This is a genomic window from Enterococcus ureilyticus, from assembly GCF_001730315.1.
Classification (GTDB): domain Bacteria; phylum Bacillota; class Bacilli; order Lactobacillales; family Enterococcaceae; genus Enterococcus_L; species Enterococcus_L ureilyticus.
On record NZ_MIKC01000017.1, the window covers coordinates 1 to 23,838 of the forward strand.

17 protein-coding genes and 2 pseudogenes are annotated in these 23,838 nt (G+C 35.1%); 3 read left to right on the forward strand and 16 right to left on the reverse strand.

What is annotated here, in order from left to right:
* Nucleotides 1–277: 277 nt before the first annotated feature.
* From BCR24_RS17410 to BCR24_RS08595, 4 genes and pseudogenes are all read right to left on the reverse strand, one after another.
* Nucleotides 278–488 (reverse strand): annotated as a pseudogene (locus BCR24_RS17410) (helix-turn-helix domain-containing protein).
* A 559-nt stretch (nucleotides 489–1,047) separates the two neighbouring features.
* The gene (locus BCR24_RS08585) at nucleotides 1,048–2,100 is read right to left on the reverse strand and encodes a bifunctional transcriptional activator/DNA repair enzyme AdaA (RefSeq protein WP_069640139.1); all 1,053 of its coding nucleotides are present in this window, start codon (nucleotides 2,098–2,100) and stop codon (nucleotides 1,048–1,050) included.
* 15 nt (nucleotides 2,101–2,115) lie between these two features.
* A complete protein-coding gene (locus tag BCR24_RS08590) occupies nucleotides 2,116–2,943 on the reverse strand; it encodes an isocitrate lyase/PEP mutase family protein (protein ID WP_069640140.1) in 828 nt (275 codons plus the stop codon).
* A gap of 814 nt (nucleotides 2,944–3,757) precedes the next feature.
* A complete protein-coding gene (locus BCR24_RS08595) occupies nucleotides 3,758–8,368 on the reverse strand; it encodes an SdrD B-like domain-containing protein (RefSeq protein ID WP_100630476.1) in 4,611 nt (1,536 codons plus the stop codon).
* 354 nt (nucleotides 8,369–8,722) lie between these two features.
* Here BCR24_RS08595 and BCR24_RS08600 point away from each other — a divergent pair, with 354 nt between their 5' ends.
* Complete coding sequence (locus tag BCR24_RS08600; protein WP_069640142.1) at nucleotides 8,723–13,000, forward strand: LPXTG cell wall anchor domain-containing protein; 4,278 nt, start codon at nucleotides 8,723–8,725, stop codon at nucleotides 12,998–13,000.
* Between the two features lie 494 nt (nucleotides 13,001–13,494).
* Here BCR24_RS08600 and BCR24_RS16470 read toward each other — a convergent pair.
* From BCR24_RS16470 to BCR24_RS08645, 12 genes and pseudogenes are all read right to left on the reverse strand, one after another.
* A pseudogene (locus BCR24_RS16470) lies at nucleotides 13,495–13,780 on the reverse strand (amidinotransferase); the annotation flags it as partial.
* Between the two features lie 43 nt (nucleotides 13,781–13,823).
* Nucleotides 13,824–14,582 (reverse strand): peptidoglycan amidohydrolase family protein, encoded by a 759-nt coding sequence (locus tag BCR24_RS08605; protein ID WP_069640143.1) that lies wholly within the window; start codon nucleotides 14,580–14,582, stop codon nucleotides 13,824–13,826.
* A 460-nt stretch (nucleotides 14,583–15,042) separates the two neighbouring features.
* The gene (locus BCR24_RS08610) at nucleotides 15,043–15,570 is read right to left on the reverse strand and encodes a hypothetical protein (protein ID WP_069640144.1); all 528 of its coding nucleotides are present in this window, start codon (nucleotides 15,568–15,570) and stop codon (nucleotides 15,043–15,045) included.
* A 49-nt stretch (nucleotides 15,571–15,619) separates the two neighbouring features.
* Nucleotides 15,620–16,018 carry a hypothetical protein gene (locus BCR24_RS08615; RefSeq protein WP_069640145.1) on the reverse strand — a complete coding sequence of 133 codons (399 nt, stop codon included), beginning with the start codon at nucleotides 16,016–16,018 and terminating at the stop codon, nucleotides 15,620–15,622.
* Nucleotides 16,019–16,337: 319 nt separating this feature from the next.
* Nucleotides 16,338–18,218: a head maturation protease, ClpP-related gene (locus tag BCR24_RS08620; protein ID WP_069640146.1), complete on the reverse strand. Its 1,881-nt coding sequence runs from the start codon at nucleotides 18,216–18,218 to the stop codon at nucleotides 16,338–16,340.
* Between the two features lie 344 nt (nucleotides 18,219–18,562).
* Nucleotides 18,563–19,966 (reverse strand): DNA primase family protein, encoded by a 1,404-nt coding sequence (locus BCR24_RS08625; protein WP_069640147.1) that lies wholly within the window; start codon nucleotides 19,964–19,966, stop codon nucleotides 18,563–18,565.
* Nucleotides 19,963–20,868, reverse strand: a complete 906-nt coding sequence (locus BCR24_RS08630; RefSeq protein WP_069640148.1) for a primase alpha helix C-terminal domain-containing protein — start codon at nucleotides 20,866–20,868, stop codon at nucleotides 19,963–19,965. Before BCR24_RS08630 ends, BCR24_RS08625 begins: the two co-directional genes overlap by 4 nt.
* Before the next feature lie 10 nt (nucleotides 20,869–20,878).
* On the reverse strand, nucleotides 20,879–21,127 hold the full coding sequence (locus tag BCR24_RS08635; RefSeq protein WP_069640149.1) for a hypothetical protein: 249 nt from the start codon (nucleotides 21,125–21,127) through the stop codon (nucleotides 20,879–20,881).
* Nucleotides 21,096–21,251 carry a hypothetical protein gene (locus BCR24_RS16855; RefSeq protein ID WP_157804680.1) on the reverse strand — a complete coding sequence of 52 codons (156 nt, stop codon included), beginning with the start codon at nucleotides 21,249–21,251 and terminating at the stop codon, nucleotides 21,096–21,098. Before BCR24_RS16855 ends, BCR24_RS08635 begins: the two co-directional genes overlap by 32 nt.
* Nucleotides 21,252–21,253: 2 nt before the next feature.
* Nucleotides 21,254–21,385: a hypothetical protein gene (locus BCR24_RS17285; protein ID WP_275579450.1), complete on the reverse strand. Its 132-nt coding sequence runs from the start codon at nucleotides 21,383–21,385 to the stop codon at nucleotides 21,254–21,256.
* Between the two features lie 37 nt (nucleotides 21,386–21,422).
* On the reverse strand, nucleotides 21,423–21,692 hold the full coding sequence (locus BCR24_RS08640; protein ID WP_069640150.1) for a DNA-binding protein: 270 nt from the start codon (nucleotides 21,690–21,692) through the stop codon (nucleotides 21,423–21,425).
* Between the two features lie 39 nt (nucleotides 21,693–21,731).
* Complete coding sequence (locus BCR24_RS08645) at nucleotides 21,732–21,941, reverse strand: helix-turn-helix transcriptional regulator (protein WP_069640151.1); 210 nt, start codon at nucleotides 21,939–21,941, stop codon at nucleotides 21,732–21,734.
* An 88-nt stretch (nucleotides 21,942–22,029) separates the two neighbouring features.
* On the opposite strand from BCR24_RS08645, the gene BCR24_RS08650 reads away from it, so the two are divergent.
* Nucleotides 22,030–22,599: a helix-turn-helix domain-containing protein gene (locus BCR24_RS08650; RefSeq protein ID WP_069640152.1), complete on the forward strand. Its 570-nt coding sequence runs from the start codon at nucleotides 22,030–22,032 to the stop codon at nucleotides 22,597–22,599.
* A gap of 57 nt (nucleotides 22,600–22,656) precedes the next feature.
* Nucleotides 22,657–23,829 carry a site-specific integrase gene (locus BCR24_RS08655; RefSeq protein ID WP_069640153.1) on the forward strand — a complete coding sequence of 391 codons (1,173 nt, stop codon included), beginning with the start codon at nucleotides 22,657–22,659 and terminating at the stop codon, nucleotides 23,827–23,829.
* Nucleotides 23,830–23,838: the final 9 nt, after the last annotated feature.

The window sequence follows — 23,838 nt, forward strand, 5'->3', positions numbered from 1 at the left end:
AAGACCTGACAGATTCTACCTTTGATTCGTTCTTTTTTTAAGCCATTTTCATTAAAAGTAATGTTTAAGTCTAGAATATCTAAGGTTTCTTTGATAAAATTGGTGTAGGACATCTTGATTTCCTCCTTTTTGAATGGTTTTAGACGACTTAATTCTAAAGGATATCAGGGTGTCTTTTCTATTATTTTGTATTAAAAAAGATGCCGGTGATTTCTCACCAACATCAGAAAGTATAGAGCCAGTTAATTTCAACGAAAGAAATTAATTCTGTCTTTTTTTATTTATCTTCAAAAACAAACTCCATAATATCCCCTGGTTGACAATCAAGAGCCACACATATCCTCTCAATAACATCCATCGATACTTTTTCATTTGCAGAAAGCTTCGCTAATGTAGCCGTTCCTATCCCAATTTCTTTACGTAATTGTTTTTTTTGTCATTTCTTTATCTATCAATAACTTCCATAAACGATTATAAATTATCGGCATTTGCCTTACCCTCCCGTTTCCTACTAACTATATATTACTTTAGAACAACTAGATTCATGGAATCTTGTGTTGAACTTACTAAATCAATTTTTTAACGATACCCCCCTTATATTCCAAGGACAAAAAAAGCAGGTGGTTTTATCCTGAAAAATATGTAGATCAATTTGATCTAGACAACGGTGATTATAAACCATAAGGTATACGATGGAAAAAAATCGAATAATTTATTTTTGCATTCTAAAAAAGTTTAAATATGAAAACCCTCTTAAAATTTCTTTTTTATCTAATTAATATAATTTAAAATAAAATTATCGCTAAACTGGTGAAAAAATTCAAGTAAGTGAGAGTATTATTGGATTGATGTTCCTATTAGATTCATGTTTATATTTGGTATATAGGAAAAGGAAGTCTGTTAGATAATCTAAAATAAACTATGAAAGTAACTGACATAGAATCAGTTACTTTCATAATCTTTTATTTTCTACTATTGTTTTTTATCTTCGTTTTACGTCAACCTATTTTAGAAAAACGTTTCAAATATAGCTTTTTAGACGGTCATTCATCTAATGAGATACTCCCGCTCATGCTTCAACAACCATTTCTTCCGCTCTACCCCGCCGCCATAGCCACCTAGACTCCCGTCTGTCTGAATCACCCGATGACAGGGAATAATGATTGCTAACTGATTTGCGCCGTTAGCATTCCCAACCGCTCGCATGCCCTTCGGACTACCGATCTTCGCTGCTAGCTCTTTATAAGAAGACGTTTCACCACGTTTAATTTCTGTCAATGCTTGCCAAACACTTTTCTGAAAATCAGAACCTAAACACAAATAGGGTGTTTGAAATTCATCCAGCTTCTTCTCAAAATACAATGCTAATTCATTTTTGATCTGTTCATTGATTTTCGTTTTTCCTGGAACGATCGAAGCATTCATCCGATTGCGGAGGTGTTCGATTTCTCTTTCCAAGCCACGACGATCGACAAACTCAAGTAAGTACAGGTATTCATCATCGGCAATGCTCATCATTGGTCCGAGAATCGTATCGATCCAATCAGCAGATAATACCTTGATTTCTTGTGATTGCTTCGGGTTTCTTCCCATGATTTTTGAAAAAGCGTCATAAAAGCCACTGGGAGAATCATACCCCGCATCCAGCTGCGTGTCGATTCGTTTTTCACCATTCTTGATTGATTTCAAGGCGATTCCCATTCTTCTTGAACGTGCATATTGTACAAATGTCATGCCATAAACTTTTTTAAACTGTCTTCTCGCAGTCATTGAGTGAATGCCTAAATCAGCGAAATCTTGGTCTTTCCAACGCTTTTCGGGATTTTTTTCCACTAGCTCCACCATTTTCTGAACGAATGGCGGAATTTCTCTTGGAAAAGATAACGGTTTACATCGTTTGCACGGTCTATAACCCGATAGAAGAGCCTCTTCTGCTGTTTCGTAAAATGTACAGTTTTCATACTTCGGTTTTCTTGCGGGACACGTTGCGTGGCAAAAAACACCTGTGGAACTAATACCCACAAAGAAAATTCCGTCATAGGTTGAATCTTTTGCTAGTAACGCTTGATAATAGTCTTTTTTTTCTTTTTCGCTGATCATTGGACATTCCCCTTTCTACTTTATTTTGAATAATTCGATGCTTTTTTGTTCTTCGTATTGTGTTATATCAGCAATTAGTGCAGTATAAAAATGGTTTAAATTTTTGCTCGTATTTTCATTATAAAGTAGATAAATCGATGGGCCAAAACTGATTCTAGAAATTCCTGTATTCAAATATTCTTCGATAGAATCCTCATGAATATCCAGCATGATATTGAGTGGTACTGTGGTTTCATTTGCTATTTTTTTGATGTGTTCTTTATTTTTTAATCCTGGTATAAAAATACCATCAATTCCAGTTTTTTCATAGGCTTTGATTCGATGGATCGTTTGGTTTAGCACCTGTTCATCTTGATTATTTTTAATGATATCTCCAGTAAAATAGGTATCCGTTCGAACATTAATAAATAGATCTTTTTTTATCGTATTGAGTTGTTGCTTAATTGAATCTAATCGCTCACTTTGTTCGGTAATTGTATATAAAACTTCTGTATTTGGTCTTTTGTCCTCGATATTGATGCCAACCACACCAATATCGATAAGCGCTTCTATATTCTCTGCTAGATCTGTTAGTGTTGAGGCATATCCTGATTCGATATCTGCTGTGATGTAGTTAGTGATCGGGTCCATTTGTTTAATATAGTCTAGTATTTCTGTAAAAGGCATTGTTTCACCATCTTGATAACCATAATGAGTAGACATTGCATAGCTGCTAGTTGGAACCAACTTGATTGTTTTCTTTGTTAGTTCAGTCGCACTTGCCACATTCCAGCAATTTATTAAAACAAGTGGTTGGTCTTTTTTATGTGCTTTTCTAAATTGTTCTACTTTATTTTCCAGCATTGATCATCCGCTCCTTCATTTTATATCTTTAGTTTACTGCGGATAGATCAATGCTTCTTTCGAAAAATGAACATCAATTTTTTTCTAGTGATCCTTCTCTTTATTTTCTTGAAGTCATAACTTACTGGTGATTCTCTTGTATGGTAACTTCGCTCCCTTCGTTCGCCAAGTATTGCTCATCATCTGCTCTGGCAAAGCCAGTCGTGCTATGCTTCTTTCTGGTTATCCTTCTCTGTACTTTTGTAAAGTGAGAACTTGTTGGTGATTCTCTTGTATGGAAACTTCGCTCCCTTTGGTCGCCAAGTATTGCTCATCATCTGCTCTGGCAAAGCCTATCGTGCTATGGTCTTTTCTGGTTATCCTTCTCTGTACTTTTGTGAAGTGAGAACTTGTTGGTGATTCTCTTGTACAGAAACTTCGCTCCCTTTGGTCGCCAAGTATTGTTCATCATCTGCTCTGGTAAAGCCTATCGTGCTATGGTTCTTTCTGGTTATCCTTCTCTGTACTTTTGTGAAGTGAGAACTTGTTGGTGATTCTCTTGTATGGAAACTTCGCTCCCTTTGGTCGCCAAGTATTGTTCATCATCTGCTCTGGCAAAGCCAGTCGCAGTGATTCACAACAAATAACCCACTCTTCGGGGAAAGAGTGGGAAAAGGAGTTAAAAAATGAAAAAGTGTTTGGTTAGGGTTGTTTGTTTGGTATGACTATATATTATCGCGAAATTGTGATAATTTTGTGTTGAAAGTTTGGATTATTTAGTACAACTATTTATTTAAAGTATGAATTTTTTCATGTTTTATTGCTTTTTCTATTCTTACTTTAAGTTTTCGAGAGATTTTCTTTTCATTAACAGAATCCCAATAGTTCCGATTAATATAGCTATCCCCATAAAATAATAATTTTGTGGTTGTTCACCTGTTCTTGGTAATTTATTTCTATTTGTTTCATTCCGTTCAGAATTTTTGCTCATAGGATAAGAGGAACTCGTAGAATTGTTCCCTTCAATTGGGCTTATTTTTTCTTCACTAGCATTATTTGAACTACTCGTTGATTCACCTGTCGTTTCTTCAGTATCACTGGAATTGGGTTCTTTCTCAGTATCATCACCGATATAGGTATTGGTAATCGTTAAGCTTGTATGGTCGACCTCACTTGTATAGTTTACCGGAACATCAACTTCTTTCATTGTATAACTATATTTTTGATCGCTTTGTACCTTATATTCTGGTAATCCTTCTAGCGAAAATGACCATTCATCTGTCTGATTCGAGTTTACTATGAACGGATTCCCGTAAGCTTGTCCATCTTGATATACTTGAACCTTGATTGATTGAGGCCGTTCACTTTTTTTATTTTTATCCCCTTTCCAAATTTTCTTTCCTTCAATTTTTGTATATGTCGGCAGCGCTAATAATAAGCCTAAATCCCACTCACTATTGCGGCCTTTTGTCACTTTTATACTATCTGTTTTCCCATTAAGATTAAATTTAGAAACTTGTTTTTCCGTTCCTTCTCCTTTGATTGTCGGGACGTAATCAACCGGAATCTCTGCTTGAATCTGGTAATCTCCAGGTTTGATATCTGAACCTGTAAAATAATATTTGCCATTTGCACCAGTTTGAACTTTTTTTACAAATAGGTTTTGTCTATTATTATCTACTCGATAAAGAGAAACGGTGATATCATTCGTAGGAGCTTCACCAGCCGATTGTCGCCCGTCACGATTACTATCATACCAGATATATCCATCAATCGTAGTTGGTTCCGTGTATCCGCCATCAATATCCAGCGGTTTTTCTTCTGTTGGTAGGTCAACAAAAGCTTCTCCGTACTGTTTGGCTCCATCTAGTTCTAAAAAATCATTGTCAATCGTTTTATCGGAACCCGCTTGATACGTTGTTAAGTTGAAATTTGAATTGACTCGTTTAATTATTATTCGATATTTTTTATTGTACAATCGATTAAATTCATAGGATCCATCTTCTTTTGTTTTTGTTGTTTCAACCAAATCATTATTCCAGTCATAAAGATTAACCTCAGCATCAGGAATTCTTATCTCAGACTCTTCTCTTAGTCCATTCATATTTTCATCTGCCCAAAGAATGCCTGCTATTTGTTTAGTTGGTTCGTCTACAGCAAGGTATGCACCAGATTTTACAGGTTCTCCGACTTCTAAAGTTGTATTGGTTGTACCATCTACATAACTACCACCAACAGCAAAACTATTCCAAAGTGTCTCTAGATCATTTGTTGCTTTTGGAACATGATATGACAAGCGGAAGGAAACGAGCTGATTGCTCTCTAATCCATCCTTTTTGATGATTTTAATTGCTGAAACGGCCTTATCCAAAAGCGTTTGACCATCCCAAGGCTGCCATATAGATTGATCGTTTGTTAAATTATTTAATTCCCTTAGATTATTTTCAGCTGTCGTATTTAATGAGTAAAATAATTCATAATTTCCATCTAGATAAGAGCCATCAGCTAATGTGATTGATTTCAGCTGTCCCCCTATCGTAGAATGACGGCCATCCGCTGAGATAGTCATGGTATCCTGAGGATTCGGAAGGTTATCAATGACATGCAATTCATTGATTTTAACATTACCATTGTTTGGAACCGTTAGTCGATACGTTACATCTGTTCCTGTACCTTGTTGATCTAACAGGTGAATAAAACGAGAAAAATCAGCACCGTTGTTGGAAATTTCCATTTTACTATCTAACCCAACTGAACGATTGAATTGAACTACTCGATTTTTCGACATTGCTGCTACAACATTTCCCACACCAGGAACACCTGTAACCCAGTCGGCTCCACCGTCATAATTTTGTTTGGCATCTCCTGATACTAAATAATTATTGAATTCCTCCATGCTATTTACATTTTTGGAGCCATTTGCGGTGATTTTTATCTCGTGATCAGCGTTATAGTTTTCATTGTTGCGCCAATCATTATTGTAGCGAATCGTCACCAGTTGTATGGTATTACTCACTTGTTTGATTTCAATTTGCGCATCTGGATCATTTTGTGGATTCGTTAATGCTACATTTTCAATGGTGATACTCGAGGGTACAGTGATATATAAAATAGGATCTTTCAATTTCCCTGAGCCTAGGACATTATTGACACGAATTTTGTAGCTGAAGGTTGAACCAATGTCATTGATCCTCGGATAAAAAGGAGACTCCCATCCAGAATAGCCAGGATATGCACCTTCACCTGTAAAAATTGTCGTTGCTGTTTGCGTATTATTTTTATTATCCTGATTCGCTTCATAGCCACCTTGTACAAAAGGCTCATAGGCACTTTCAGATGCATTCGCATGCTTGCGGTCACCGTAAATATACAACGTATTGGTCAAACCATCTACTAGTGAAAGAGTAGGATCTTTCACTCCTTCCATGGTTTTACCAACTGCTGAAATTGACACCTTCCCAGCATCTTTAGGGATGTTCTTTGACCCTTGATAAGTAAATACATACTTTACAGTGGTAATATAATCATCCGCAGCCAGACCTAAACTTGATACTTGAATTGTATTGCCTAGACTTGTGGGTCCCATCGAAACCCAGTTGTTATTTTTTTTAGTTTGGTAAAATAATTCTGTACTAATCAATCCTGTGATTCCCGGATTTTTGCTTTTTTGTGCTGACCAAGAAAAACTTTGATAGCGGAAACCTTCAAAAAAATCTATCTCATCTGAACTTCTGAGAGGATCGTCCACTAAATAACTATTTCTCATATCCAATTTCGGTGAAAATGAAAGTGTATAAGCCAATGTTTGATCTTTCTCTTTAAGCATTCTGTTAGGCGCTGTTTTTGTAAAAAATTTAATGCCAGGGTAACCGCTTAAATCTCCTAAAGATGGCACTGTTTCTGATAAAATGACCTCATCATTTACAAATGTACCGTCCAAACGTTCCCCCTTCAGAGTTGCTTTGATTTCATGATTTTTGGGCATTCCCGTTGTAGAATACGGGTATTCGTAGGTTAAATCCACCGTAGTCACTGCACCTTCAACATTGATATCTCCAACTGGAATAACTACGTTGTAAAGTCCATTTTCAGGTCCAACTACAGGATAATTCATTCCTTGATAGGTCACACTATAGAGCTCAATTTCAGCTGGGAATTCAATATGCAAATTGCCATTTTTAATATTGACACCGCCGACTTCTGATTCAGGAACGATCTTTATTTTAGATGTATGGATCTCTATAGGTTCCGCGTCTGGATCTTTTTCGGCAATCAAATGATTCACGCTCTCATTGATTTTTGGGTGAATACCATCTAGCGTTTTTTCTTTTCCATTTGCATTATTTGCACTCACTTTGATTAACCCATTCAATGTTGTTGTAGACAAACTAACGCCTCTTTTAAAACGCAAACCAAAAGGTAGTGTCAGCATCTTTCCAACGGATAACTCTTTTAAATAGTTAATCGTTATTTGTTTATTTAAACCTACATTTTCCGTGGTTACTTGATAAACATTACTTTCTGGTACTGAAATAATTTCTATAGTATCAGGTAAAGTAACAATAATTTTGGTGTTTTTAATTGGTGCATCTGATTCACCAATACTACCGCTATTGATCCGAACAGTCATATCAAAGTATTCACCTGCCAATGGAGTACGGTTAGAGTAGACTTCTGAAATGGAAAGATTGGCTACAGGTTGATTATTATTTTTGATATCTGGTAATTCACGAATAATTGGGGATAATCCTTGTTGTTCAGGTTTTATTTCAGGGATTTTTTGTGTTTCTTCCTCTTCAGTTGGGATAGTCAAGACTAAGGTTAATGGTTTTACTTCTTCTCTACTCTCCCCATAAATTAACTGAATAGAATTAAATTCGAAACTACTTTTCTGATTGTTCATCTCTTTTTTTTCAAGTACCACATCTATTTCTTCACAATACTCTGTTGCTTCATCTAATAATGACGTACTGATGATTTCCCATTGTCCATTTTGAGGTAGATTATGTACACCTACTTCAGGATTTTTACTGGATAATGTTCCATTAAAATCACTACCCATGTCAATAATATAGCGTATTTCAGCATGATCTTCCCTTGGAACAGTTCCGCTAACGCGTAATAGCCCTTTCCAATATTCTTGTGTAAAAATTTCGTTCAAATAATTAGTCTCTGTTCCATCGACGCCTACCCATGTAACATTGAGTTGATTCTTTTTTTCTGCCTCAAGATTTGACAGTTGATGCTCCTTCTCCACAGCCTCTACATGTGTACTAGACATACTCGTTTCGTCTAGTGGTTCATTTCTCAGTAAATTTTGGGTATTTGCACTAGTTGATTCAACTTCCTCTGCATCCATAGCTAGTCCATAGGCATTTATCGGCCCTAAAAAAATAGGTACTAGTAAACACACAAGCATCAATACATTTATTTTCCTCTTTTTCACTCTATCGCTCCTCTTTAAAAGATATTTCAAGCCTTTATATATTCAAACTTTATCATTTTTTACATAAGAATACAAATATGTTATAAAAAGAGTTATACTATTAATAGAAAGATTGGTTATAATGCCTTTTTCTAATTACTATTTTTTTTAAGAAGGAGAATTTTTTTACTTACATAAACAAAACCTGCCCTTTAGGCAACGACGGGACAAGAAGTTAAACAATGAAAAAGTGTTTTGTTAGGGTTGTTTGATCTGGATTTATACTAACAAACACTGTTCATCATTATATTTACGAAAGTTTTGATTTTTTACTATATTAACATTATTACAAAAAAGGAAGGTAAGTGTGCTTTAATGAATGACTCATGGAAAAAAGGTTCATTTAAATTTATATTATTTTCAAGTACGGTTCTAATCGGCTCTGGTAGCCCAGTACACGCATTAGCTGCAGCAGTTGAGCAGACCCGATCTGTTCAAACAACGTTGGAAAAAGATTATAAGAGTATATTAGAAGAATATACAACTGCCAAAAAAGAATACGAGGATACAAAAGAAGCGTACGATACTGCATTAGAAGACTATGATACCCATAAAAACCAAGCTGATAAAACGTATGCTGAAGCAAATCAACTTAAAACAACTTTAGACGAACTAAAAGAAACCTACCAAACACAGTTAACGATTTTTGAAGCAGCGGCTAAGACTTATAACACACATAAAGCTACATATGAAACAAACAAATCCAGCTACGAAGCACATATTGAAACTTATAATGAAGCCAAAGCGGCTTACGAAACAGAAAAAGCCCTTTATCAAAGGGCGGAAGCAACTTTTTTGGATAAGCAAATAAAGTATGTAGATGCGCAAGCTAAATATGAAGCCTTGAACAAAGATGCTGAAGCAAAAAGAATACTCTACGAAAATTTACGAAGTAAGTACGAAACGAATCGAAAAATTTACGAAGATGCTGCAACAGCTTACCAAACCGTTCAAACAGCATACAATGAGGAAAAAAATAAATACAACACTCAACTAACAAACTATAACGCACAAAAAATTTCTTATGGAACGCTGCTTAGCAATTACAATACTGAAAAAACAGTTTATGATACCAAAGCAACAGAATTAAACGGAGCAACACAGGTATACAACACCTTAAAAATAGAATTTGAAACAGCCAAAACGGACTATATTAAAGTAAAATCTGATTATGATAAAGACCTTGAAAAATATAACGAACTATTAACAGAATATAATGAGGCGAACACAAGTTATATGACTGATAAAACAGCTTACGAAAAACAGCTGTCCGATTTAACGATATCAATCAATGATTATGCGCGAAAACTAGCGGGGTATAATCAAATCAAAGAAAATTACGTTACTACGAAACAAGTATACGAAGAAGCGAAAACAACTTATAAGACTTTATCTAGTCAATTAAAAGAAATCGCAACTCAATATGAAACGGAACGCACAACGTACGAAACAAAAAAAACGACCTTCGATCAACAAACCAAAGCATATGAGACAACTAAAACAGCTTATGATCAACAAAAAGCTGAATACGATGCTACACTTACTACTTATGAAACTGATTTGACTATCTATAACGAAAAAAGAGCAGACGCAGAGGTAATTTTAAAACAGTATAAAGAAGGGACTGCAGAATATACCGCCGCCCTAGCAGCCTATAACGAAAATAATGCTCGCTATATCGACGTAAGCAAAAAATACCAACAAGTAAAAGAACAAGGAGAGCTACTCACTACGAAATTTAAAGAAATTCAAACAGTATATGAAACAGCAAGCGCTGACTATCATCTGTTTGCTGCATCTCACCAGTCGCTCAAACAAAAGCATGATACTCTTGTAACACAATGTAATCAAGCAACTGCTGACTATCAACAATTAGAAAAAGACTACCATGCACTCAGTATTGAATACAAACAAGCAACGAGTGTCTATGCTGAAACAGAAAGCGCCTATCAAGCGGCGCTCACAGAATCTGCTGAAGTAAAAGTCCAGTATGATCAGTTAAAAGAAGCCTATGATGCCCTATCAGAGAAATTTATAAATGGATCAGAAGCTTTCGAGACTATTGAGACGAACTATCTTAAGGTGAACGAAAAATATAAAGATGCGCAGCTAAAATATGAAGCAGCACGTACCAAATATGATCTTATTTTACCGGAATATCACGTATTAGCAGAGCATTTAATCAAGCTAAAAACCGACCTGACTATAGCTGAAACATCTTTCGCCAAACTAGGTGAAACATTGAACGTAACCCAAAAACAATACACATCTTTAGAAACACAATACACTGAAACAAAAGTAAATTACGATAAGATAACGAAACAATTTGCTGATTTAAACACCGAATACATTGTTGCTGAAACGGCTTATACAACAGCCACAACAGCTATTTCTAAAGCCAAAGAAACGTTTATACTGCGCGAGGAAGAATATGCAGATCTAGCTGCTTACTATGCTGGTCTAAAAACTAAATATGGCGAAACTTTAGAAATTTATACCGCGACTTTGACTAAATTAAGCGAAGCGAAAAATGAGCAACAAGTCCACGAAAAAGAATTCACGGCTGTTTCAAAAGAGTATACAGAATCAGAAAATGCATTTAAAACACTTCATGAAAAGTATAAGGAGGTTGGTAAAGCATACGATGCCGCCAATGGTGCATGTAAAGTGGCTGATGCTGACTATAAAATAGCTAACGGAAAATTAAACACTGTTAATGCAGACTATGATACCGCCCTAGCACTCTTTACTAAACTAAAAACCAAGTATGATCTTGCAAAAGAAAGCTTCCTTACAGCTGGAAAACCCTACGAAGATGCACTTGATGCTTATCAGAAAGCTGTTACTGCTGCAAGTGAAATCAATGCTGCCAAAATGGGAATGGATAACATTCTTAATGACTTTCCAGCTGATAACATTACATTTGAAAACCTTGATAATATTCCTGCTGATTTAGCACTATGGCAAACGAAATATGACACAGCTAAACTAGCTTTAACTAAAGCTTTAAATGAGTCCTGGCCAATCATTGAAGAATATCAAACTAAAAATGAGCTTTACAATGCTAGTTCTATTAAACCAGAAATCGTTCATGACCTTATTTATGGACCAGAAAATTTTCAAACTACTTTAATGAACTATATTGCGGAAGCTGAACAGGTGATGGAAACTAATAAAAACAGTGCTAGCGCCTATCAGCAATATTACCAATCATACAAAAACTATTCTGAGGCTTTCGATGCATACACTAAAGGGTGGTCTAAAGGAAATGCTGGAGATCCTAACGAAGAATTAGATTCTTGGCTTGACATTATTAACACCACAGGAAACCTTGATTTTGCTCCTATTGGCTATCCAACTGAACGTTTAGAATCATTAAATACATCTGAAGAAAAGGATAAATTTGTATCAACCTATAAGTCAATTACAGGTGGAGCAATTGATAAACTTGGGAAGTATGTTGACTACCTAAAAGGTGTTTCTAATAAGTGGAAAGCAGCCAATTCTACCATGGCTACCGCTATTGAAGAATTCAATTTAGCAACGGGAAATAATGTTGAGCCACCCAAAAACTCAGATAAAATTTCGGCCAACGCTACTTCAAATCTTAGAATCATGACATTTACTTATGAAATAAATTTAGATGATTTCTATACAACTCATTATAGCGAAGGTGTCTCTCTCTACGAATGGATAAAAGATGTTGTTTCAGGTTCAGCAACTCCTTGGAAAGTAACCGCACAATCTAAGATTGGAGAGGTCATCCTTCCACCTATTAATCTAGAAACAATTAAAACTGAATTAGACACGCTAGTACTCAAAAAAATTAATGCTCCAGAAATTCCCGAAGTTCCTGATATGTCTTTGACTCCTACAAAACCTGTAGGAATCAATATGCCGAAGGAAGTACAAAATGGAGCAAAACAACCTAATCCAGTATCTGCGCCAGCTGTTGCTTCAACTAAAATAATTGAACCAATCACAGGAATTAATTTACCTACTCTAACAGAAAAGCGTGTGTCTACTCCTCTGGATTCAATTGTAGAATTAGGTATTTCTGATGATGTAACAAATGTGGCATTAGATAGTGAAAAAGCTGAGGAAAGCAGCCATCCTAATGGTCCTGTTGCACTAGACGACTTGGAAGATGTTAAGGATATAGCTCCTTTAGAACAACCTAAAGAATTTGAAAAAGCTCCCATCGTTGACACCACAATTATTCCAGAAATTGTAACACCAGAAATAATTGATCCGGTAATACCTCCGATAGAACAGCCAATTGAGCTTACTGCACCAACTAAACCTAATACACTAGAAGCACCTGTTGCAGTCCAGCTAACCGAGGCACCAGCAGCATTAGTAGAACCTAAGAAGAAACTTGAGGAAAAAGGAACAACTGTTGTCATAAGTAAAAAAATAGACACAACTTCAGCTCCTACAAACAGTAAACTACCAAATACTCGTTCTGAAAGAAGATTACCAAATACAGGTACAGAAACTTCTTTATTGGGACAAGGACTAGGTGCTTTTATAACAGGCACAGCCGGATCCCTCCTTTTCTGGAAGAGAAGAAAAGGAAAACATACTAAATAGTAATATAAAAAATGAACGATACTCTGGTAAAGCTTATCGTGCTATGGTTCTTTCTGGTTATCCTTCTCTGTACTTTCATGAAGTCATTACTTGCTGGTGATTCTCTTGTATGGAAACTTCGCTCCCTTTGGTCGCCAAGTATTGTTCATCATCTGCTCTGGCAAAGCCTATCGTGCTATGATTTTTCCGGTTATCCTCTTCTGTACTTTCGTGAAGTCATAACTTGCTGGTGATTCTCTTGTATGGAAACTTCGCTCCCTTTGGTCGCCAAGTATTGTTCATCATCTGCTCTGGCAAAGCCAGTCGCAGTGATTCACAATAAATAACCCACTCTTCGGGGAAGAGTGGGAAAAGGAGTTAAAAAATGAAAAAGTGTTTTGTTAGGGTTGTTTGTTTGGTATGACTTAATAATAACTGGAGATTGTGACTATTTTGTGGTGAAAGATTGGTTTCTTTTTTACGATTGTTTGGCGAAAATCTGAAGTTGTGGTTTTTTATACTCTTTTTGATTCGTTGGTTGTTCTTAATAATGCTTGTGTGGTACAGCGGAATGAACCCCCGAATATTCTAGAAACCTCATAATCTAAGATTTCCACTTTTATGTCATGTGCTTTCAGCTCTTCGATCAACTGTGTAAATGACTGATCGGTAATGTAGACAGATTCATTGATTGGAAGTCCATTTGCCATCAATATTGACGCAGCTTAACGCACAATCTAAATGTAATATAGTAGGATCGGTATAGTCAAAATGAGCTAAAATTGACTGTAACCAATTGAGCCATCTGTTCTTTTTTATTTTTTATAGAAATCCAGTTTTTTTATCAATTGAAGAAGCCAGTTCCCCATGTTGTATCGGTCCGCTCATCATCTGGTCCTACTGCAACATAGCGGCGTACACCTCCAGGACTGACATAACTGATCCAAACATAGCCATTGCTATGCAGATAATGATCGTAGTTGATCGCCATTTTCGGTAAATAATACGCCAGTGCTGGACTAATTTTGTCATCTGGATTGGTATCTCGGCTTACTGCTAATTTTCGGTCTGGATAGAATGTCCCTGACATTGGGATTAACCGTGATTGTTTCTCTTGTGGAGTAGGTTTAGCATTTGCAGTGACTAGATGTGAGGATGACTCTGCCTCTTTATTATAGCGATAAATCGTTATCTCAGGGCAACTATTTAATCGCCAAATTGTATCATGGTCGTTGATTGTAATGCCATTGTAACCGTAATTACAGTGAATAATGTTGTCACTGTTGTCTATAAAAATACCTGTGTGACCTGCCGCACCACCAGATGCTCCACGTTTTCCCCAGATAAAAATATCACCTTTTTTTGCAGGATAATTGCCTGTTGTATCTACTTGAATCTGAACCCAACCGGCATTTTCTAGATGTGAGAAAAGAGTATCCGTATTTCCCATCATTCCAGCTGATAAAAACCCTCCATTGATCAACGCGAAATAAACAGCACTAGAACAATCATAGCTATTCGGTCCTAAGCGTGCCGCCATAGAATAAGTGATTCTTCCTTTTCGATCTGACATCCATTTGATCATTTGTTCCATACTTTTCATCTTCTTTTGCTCCTTCATTTTTTGATTAATAAGACTGTTATTGCTATCTATGTAAAGCAGATAAATTATAGCTAGCATGTTCTTTACACCTTGATCTTACTTCATATTTGTTCTGAGTAACTTTTACTTTACTGTTAAAAGTCTCCCTAAAATAGTTATAAAAAAATTAATGCAAAATGATTAGATTTCGACAGTACGCCAGCTTTTTTACGACGAATAGAGACAAAATGTTTCACATGAAACAAAAAAAAGGCTTGAAATCAAGCCTTTTCTGGTTGTACCTTTGCTATTTTCCCTTGTTCGATATAGTCGAAAAGTTAGATACCTAATATTCACAAATGTTGATTTATAGATGTTCATATAAGATTTTTAGATAATCAATTCACATACATTCTTGTATGTTTTAGGTATTTCGTATTCAAAACCGTATTCAATTTTAACGGTTAGCTGGGGGCATTATTTAATTTTTTTGATATATCACAATATCCATATTTTGCTGCTTTTCATTTTTACCCTCTACTACTAATTTCTCAATGTTAAATTCATTTTCTTCATCTTTATATCTAAAAAAAGATATCCTCAATTCTGCAACCACTGCATCCTTAGGGATTAATTTCACATGATTTATTTTTTTGTAATTGACGTCATACATATCTGAATACATTTTATGAATTTTACCATTAACTAAGAAGTGGGCACATATTCTTAAATCATATAGATATCTATTAAATTCAGATGGATTATATAACTGCATAAATCCTTCAAAGTTTGATATATCCTTTTCTTCTACTATCTTACCGCCTTGCTTAGTTATACTAGATTTTGATGTATAAATATCATAATCAAATACCATACCTGTCAACTTTGAGTTATCTGGTCTACTTCTTGCTAACCATAACGAGACCCATACAGCACCAATAGTTCCTATTGCAGTTAACCAATTTACCAAATAATCATTTTCCCATATATTAACAATAAACCACTCCACGAAATCACCTCAAAAAGATTCTACTAAATAATTGATGGGACAATACTTGTCACTTTTTATATTTATTCAACGTTTGTTCCAATCCCGCTAAACCATCTATTAATCCTCCCAAATCTTTCATATTACTAAGGAACTCCCCTGGATTCTCCATTGCTTTTTTCGTAATTTCATTAGTTATATCTGAACTCTTTTCACCTTTTTTTAAATCATTTTCAGCGACCATCAATCTTATTTTTTCATCCGTCTCTCTTTGCATCTTTTCAAGATCCTGATTATAGCGTTCCGCTAATCTTTCATTCTCGATTCTAGCTTCTTCTTTTATCTTCATTATCTCGTTCTCTGCCTGAATCTCACTAGTTTTAATTTCCGATTTACTCTTACTTGTTGCTGCAAAATAAGCCAATACTCCACTTATTAAAGATGTAAAAACAGGAATCCATACCTCCATTTATAACACTCCTTACTTATTTTATGTATTTAGTATATCAAACAATATTTATTACATAAAGGTTTAGGGGGAGGGGGGGCATACATAAGCACCTCGCATCTTCGGAGTTGACCCCATCCACCGGTTCCCACGATTGGGATTTGACCCTAAAATAATTTGACCGGGGGTATTATAAACGTTGATATAAAAGGAAAAAGAGATGCCCTTTCAAAAAGAACACCTCTCTACTCATCTATCCTTATAGTTACTATCTTTCTAAGCTATTTACTACTAAAATAGGAACAAATAGACCTAAACTCCACATGCTTAAACACTATTTTTACTTAATATCATCAAGAATAATGAAGTGTGGTTCATGAATCGTTTGTACATCTGCACGCAAGTAAGCACGAATCTTATACTTGAGATTGCTGAACGCATCACCAGCTACACGAGTAACTTCTATAGTCACACCAGTACGCACGCCATACCATAGTTTAGTGAAGTCACCTACTACCGCAAAGCTTCCATCATTCTTAGCTCCTAAGTCATTTGGTACTTGTGTAGTTGTTAGCTTATGCGTTAAGTTCTCATAGCTCTTAGGTGCGTTTAGAGGTTGCCCACTTGCATCTGTCAAAGCATCTAACTCTCCATAAGTTCGTGGTGAATAGATCACTCCGTTCGGTGTTCCATTTGCTGATAAGATTGACGTAACAGCTTTACTAAATTCTTTATAGTTTTCTAGTGCTTTACCTACTGCTTGTTTTTGAATGCCTTCACGATTATAGATACCTTGAGGCTCTATATCAGTACCAGCACCCAGCAATCCCACTCTATCTAATTCTAATGCTAGGGCATTTACAATACTTTGAGTAACAACTTGATCGATGTTCAATGCATCTTCTAACAACTCGATTGTAATGTCTGACATCCCTACCAATGTTTTTGCTTCGAACTTCACTGGCTCAAAGTCTGCATCTGTTTCGTTAATAGGTGCGCCTTCTTTTTTCCAGTGTGGCTTAATATCTCCTGTTTGTTTAGCAAAGACTAAAGTAGATGAAGTCATGGGAACTGTTCTAGCTCCAGCAGTCATTAATACTGATTGCGCACGTACCATATTAATCAGTTCATTTGATAGTGGCGTTGGAATCAGTACGCCCCCACTTCCATCACGATTAGCAGCAACTACTTGTTGTTCTTTTTCCGCTCCATCCCATTTACCTGTTGCCATTCCTTTTACTAATTTACCAATGCTCATATCAGAAAACTCTTTTTGCTCATATTTACTTTGATTAGGCACAGTAATTTTTTGTTCAGGAGATAGTACTTGTACTTTTTTTCCATCTTTGTAGAAATGTTGTTGCTTATCTTTTGTATTATCCATTCTTAATTTTTGTTCATCTTCTTCATTCTTCTGTTCTCGTTGTCTGATTTCAGCCTGTTCAATCCTTCCTACCAATGAATTGTAAAATGGATAGTCATTCATCAACTGTTCGTGTTTACAATTTTTATGCTCATTGATAAACTCCTCTTGTTGTACCTTTAAATCTTCTAAACGATCTTTATTAAGTGTAATCATATTTTTTACCTCTTTCTTTTCTTCTAATTTTATTGGATTATTTTTTAAACTATTGATACATGTTGACTCATTAAATTTTGCTACTAACTCAACTTGGTTTGTTACTTCATCACAAAAACCATAATTTTTACATTCCTCTGCACTAAGCCACGTTTCTTCATCTAATAACTCAATGAGTTTTTCTCTCGTGATCTTTCCGTTTGATTTTGATAGATACGCATCAATTGAACTTTCTCTTATTTTATCTAAGGTATCAGCCATTTTTCTTAGCTCATTAGAATTACCGTATGATAGCGAAGACATAGGGTTATGAATCATCATCATACTATTTGAAGGCATTATGATTTTATCCCCAGCCATTGCGATTACAGTTGCTATACTGCAAGCCACGCCATCAATGTATACAGTAACTAAAGCCTTATGATTTTTTAGCATATTGTAAATAGCTACTCCACTAAAAACACTACCGCCATAAGATTGTACCCTTACTTCAATTTCACTAACTGGAGGTATCTCCGATAACTCATTTCTAAAACTCAAAGCGCTGACATCACTTTCAGAATAATTTTCGTCTGTAATATCTCCATAAATATATATGGTGGCTTTGTTTCCGCTTGTTTCTATTTGATAATATTTTTTCATACTCAACCTCTTTTCTAATTTTAGTTTTTTATAGATTTGGTTTTGCCCTTATCCTATTCATTTTATTCCTCCTAAATATGTGTACCCCTATCTAAATTGAAAATACCCGAACCAGTCGAACCACTGACCAAAAACATTGTTATATCAACGTTTACAAGACTTTATTTACCCGAACCAAGCCGAACCATAACCGAACCACCCGAACCGCTAACTAGATTTTTTATAAATGGTTCGGGTGGTTCGAGTTGGGTTCGTATGTGGTTCGAGTTGAAAGTACTGTTATGTCAACGTTTATCTTCTATGGTTCGAGTGGTTCGGCATTTTTCAACTCTAAGTGGGGTATACTAATCAATTAACAAATCTTTTGATTTCAAAAACAGATGAATATATCGTTTCATTCGTTGACCATCTACACGAGGATTCATTTTATAAACTCCCATCTTCTCTAATTGCTTAGTAAATCTTGGTTGCGATAATTCTTTTAGATTTTCTCTATAACAGAAATTTCTATATTCTTCATAGATCATCTTGGACGAATCACCTTCTTTAGATTCCATATCTACTTCACACATTTCTTCTATGAAACGTAGTACATGATTAGATTCTTTCAGCCATTTATCCTTTGCTTGCTTCATCTTCTCCGATACGGTCAACTCTCCACGTTCTAAAGCTAAACGGAATACATTCATACAATAAACAGCAAATAATGGTATCTCTGCTTCAATCGCTTTTAAATCGTGTGTAGTCTTGAAAGCTTCATCAATGACACAATCAAAAGGAATAACATATAATCGCCTTTCAAATCCCCTGGTAAAATCATTGAACGCTGGTAACTCATTTGCGGAAAATATCAACTTAGCAAAGTTTACAAACATAAAATGGTCTTTCCCCTTAAATTCAGCAGATAATCGATCTCCACCAGTTAACGCTTTGAGTAATCCAGTTGACTTTAAAAATTCGGAATCAACGTCCGCAAACAAATTCGCTTCTTTTTGAAATAAGTTGGCACTGGCAAAGCGATTCTGTTTATTTCCTAAGTCCTGTAGCGTCATATTACTCACATTGTCCGAACTCAACACCTTATTAAGAATATTCAAGAAAGTTGATTTCCCATTCTCTCCAGTACCTTGTAATATAGTAATTGTTTGAAATGGCTCATAGCTTCTATAAAAGCAGTAGCCTATACTTTCAATTAGATGCTTTGCGCTGTCATTGTCGCCTGTTAAATCGTTTAACCATTCAATTGTTTTCGTAGGTAATTTAGTTGTTGCTGGTTCAATAGAATAGTTATGACTTTGTAGAATATAGTCCCTAGTATCGTGTGGCTTCATTTCACCAGTTTTTATGTTGTATGTGCCGTTCTTAAAATTGGTTAAATACGGCTTACTATGATTAAACGGATTGTCTTTCATTTTGGAATCAAATATTTTTATGAAGATGAATTTTTTTGTTTCACTTAATTTTTGTTGGCTCCACTTCGCATGACTTTCTAATTTTTTTGTGATATAGCCATCTAAAAAATCGCTTAAGCTATCCATACGCCATGAGCCTGTTTTTTTATCAAATCTAGCACCCTGTGACAACTCATTTGAGCGAATCATAGGTATTTCTCTCATAATCTCGTAGCCTAGTTCAGAAGCATTTACTTTCATATTTCCTTTATCATCAAAATAGATCCATTTTGGTAGATCGTTGGCTTCTTCCTGTTTTTGTTTTTGTAATTTTTGTAAATCAATTATTTCACTCAACTAGCCCCCAGCTCCTTTTTTGCTATCGAGAAGAATGTGGCTTCTACTTCTTTATCTGATAGCGGTTCTGTAAAGTAACGATTCGCTACTTTTACCAATTCAAGAACAACGGCCACATCAACAGCCCTCGCTAACAGCCCACCAGTTATTTGCGCTATACGATTATTTCGGTTTCCTTCTTCACAACCATTGACAATACTTTCAAATAATTCAGTCGTGGTATTCCGATATCTGGATGCGCCTTTTTTGAATTGATTCGCATTTCTGTTTAACGGTACGGTACGAACGCCACCATCATCTGTCTTGTGATCTTTTGCCCATTGTTCAGCACCTTTTAAGGCTTCTTGTGCTGGAAACAATTCTTCACCCTTAGAAATGATTATTTGGTCTTTCGTGACGAATTGTGTCAAGACTGGCAGTAATTGTATTTGTGACCATGTAGTGTTTGATTGGTCGGCTTTGTGGATAACACCTTCTAATAATCGGTTAGACAAGAATCGAACTAACAGCTTATACTCCTGTTCCTCGATTGATTCACTTAATGGGATCACTAATCGATATCTGACACCTTTCACGCCATGGCTCACTGTAGGATATAAAACATAGTCAAATTTATTGAATTTCTGTTTGATCGTTTCTACAAGCGCACCTTCAGATAAAATGACATCATCTAAATCTAATAACACACAATCACGAGAGAGCAAATTCTCATTTTTGCGAATGAGTGCTTTCATTTCACCGCAAATTATCCCGTTTAATTCTTGAGTTTTGATTTTCTTTTGTTCTTCAGCATCACCAGGGACAATGATTTTCTTTGGCTTATATTGTTCAAAAAAATCAATGATAGGTATATTTTTAGGCGGCTCCATTATGGATGGCATTACCGTTCCTATATAGATCATTTTCCCCCTCCTAATCTGGGCATATTTCATTTGAAATAACTTGAATTTCTCCTTTTATTTCTGAAAGATTACCTTTTATATCGCCTAGCAAACCAGAATTAATTTGATAATGAATTGCAAAATCATCTTTCTTTATTCTCGAATACTCAATATTTTCAATTAATCGTTCCATAATTTTTATCCGAGTAGCAATTCCTGTTAATTTAGTCGCTTTCTCAGCTAATTCATCATTTGTTAAAGATATTTCTTTCTCTTCCATAGTAATTCCCTCCAATATTTGATATACTAGAGAAAAGAATATAGGCAATAAAACCTATAAGGTAGCCATTAACTCGTGCTTTGGTCGGTGATTGAGTTAAGGCTTTTTTCTTTTCTCCAAACATTTTTACGCTCCTTTATTGCTCCTTTTTGACCAACGATAAACATAATCATAAATTCTTCTGATATTTTTCGGATCAATACTTTCCAATAGCTCAATAATCGCTTTAACGTACGTTTCTTTTGCCAGTTCATCCATTGTTTTTCCTCCTTGAAATACTTGCCCCAGCTAGTAGTTAATTTTTATTTTCTTCCATAAATAAATCTGCATCTGACTTCCTAATTCGTTTCGTTTGATTGATTATAGTAACTTGTAAGCCCAACTTAATGAACTCTGATAAATTGCTCCTACTAATGTTTAAATACTCGCAACACTCACCTAATGACATATATTCAGGCAACTGTTGTTTTACTACTTCTTGCTTTACTACATCTCGCCAAACTCTCGCAGCAACCTCTGATAATTGCTGTTCGATTGTTGGTGAGAGATCAACTTCTAATTTCATTTACTCACCGCCTTTTAAAAAGTCACATTTCGTCACTTTTTAACTAAAAAAAATTTCATCAATAGTTACAATTGGGTTCATTTCTTTAATCAAAGATTTTATAAGTCTTTTTTCACTATCTTTGAACGGAATCTTTCCCCTCTCTTTTTCAGAATAAGCTTGTCTAGAAATACCTAATTTTTTAGCCATATCTTCTTGTGTAAAATTTAGCATTGCTCTATAACCGATAAGTTTATTATTACGAAACATTTCGTCACCCCCTGTTGACTAAATTCTACTACACATGTTATCATCATGTCAAGTAACATTTTACAACTTTTTTTCACAGGAGGATTAAATGAGTAAAAATAATAATAAAGATATTGGAACTAGAATAAAATCTATTCGTATTTCACTTGGTTTAAACATGGAAGAATTTGGAAAAAAATTTGATCCAAAAGCTGATAAAAGTCTAGTATCTAGATGGGAAAAAGGAGTCAGTAAACCCAATAATGACAGATTAAAGCGTATCTCTGAAATTGGTAAAGTTTCAATGTTTTATCTATTAGAAGGTAAGTTAACTTCTACTGATATACAACGAGCAGAAAAAGGAACTGTATTTGAAATACAACAAGCTTTTGAAGGTTCCTCTAATGAGTTGAAAGAAAATGTAATGAACTACTCTTTAGATTTTTTAAAAAATTACAATGATTACGATGAATTAGAAACTTGGTCTATCAATAATTTGTACAGAATTTTAAATACTTTAAGAACAATAGAAAATGATGAACTATCAAAAAATACAAAAGATTTTATTCTTGTACTATTGCAAAACCTTAATTTTGAAATTGAGAAAAATCATTCTATTGATTTGAACAACTTCTACAAATCTGTTTTGGATAAAACAAGCTACCCTGAAGATGTCTAATAGTTTTTAACCTCCCCACAAATGCCCCCAGCTAGTAGTGGTTAGGAGGAACTTAACTTGGCAACAATCAATAGCTATATAAAGAAAGATGGCACTAAGGCTTATTTATTTCAAGCCTATCTCGGTGTTGATCCTATTACTGGAAAAGAAAAACGAACAACTCGAAGAAATTTTACTACTAGAAAAGAAGCGCAACTCGCACTAGCAAAACTAGTGGTAGAAACTGAAAAGAACGGTCTGTACGAAAAATCAACCAAAGTAGAAACATTTAAAGCATTATACGACCTTTGGTTTGAGCAACACAAAAAAGATATAAAGCCAACTACTGAACAACGTATTAAGATTTATTTTGATAATCATATCCTTAAAAAGCTAGGTAGAATGAAACTCTTAAAGATCACGCCTTTATATTGTCAAAAACTATTAAACGATTGGGCGGATAGCCTAGCAACTTACAAGCAAATGCGAATCTATGTAAGTATGGTCTTTAAATATGGCATCTTAATTGGTGCTATTCATGATAACCCAATGGAGCGAACGATCGTACCAAAAAGAAAGAATACGACCAATAAGGAAGAATCAGACAGCTATTACACCAAAGAAGAACTACAAGAATTTTTCTCTTGCTTAGAACAATTGAGAGATACTCGAGCTTATACCTTTTTTAGAGTATTAGCTTTTGTTGGTTTGCGAAAAGGTGAAGCTATGGCTCTTACCTGGAATGATATTGATTTCGACAATAACTTAATGGCCATTAACAAAACATTGGCGGAATTGAAAAGCGGTAAGCCTATTATTCAAGACACGAAAACAGAATCATCTAATCGAGTAGTTCAGATGGATAGTAAAACCTGCAGCATATTAAAGGAATACAAAAACCACATCATCAAAGAAAAATTCGCTCTAGGTATTAGAGATGAAAATTTCAATAATAATGTGGTATTCAGTAATTCGGTATTCTATAGAGAAAACCAATATTTATATAAGGCTTATCCGAATAACGTACTTGAAAGAGTAAAACGTCACTTTCCTAACATGAAAATAATTAAGGTTCATGATTTTAGAAAAACGAACGCTTCCCTACTCTTTGAAAGTGGCGCTAGTATTAAAGACGTTTCGCAAAGGCTAGGTCATAAATCAACCAAAATCACAACTGATATTTATATCAAAGTGACTAAAGCTAAACAGAATGAAACAGCAGAAAAATTTTCCGAATACATGGCATTTTAAAACCCGTAT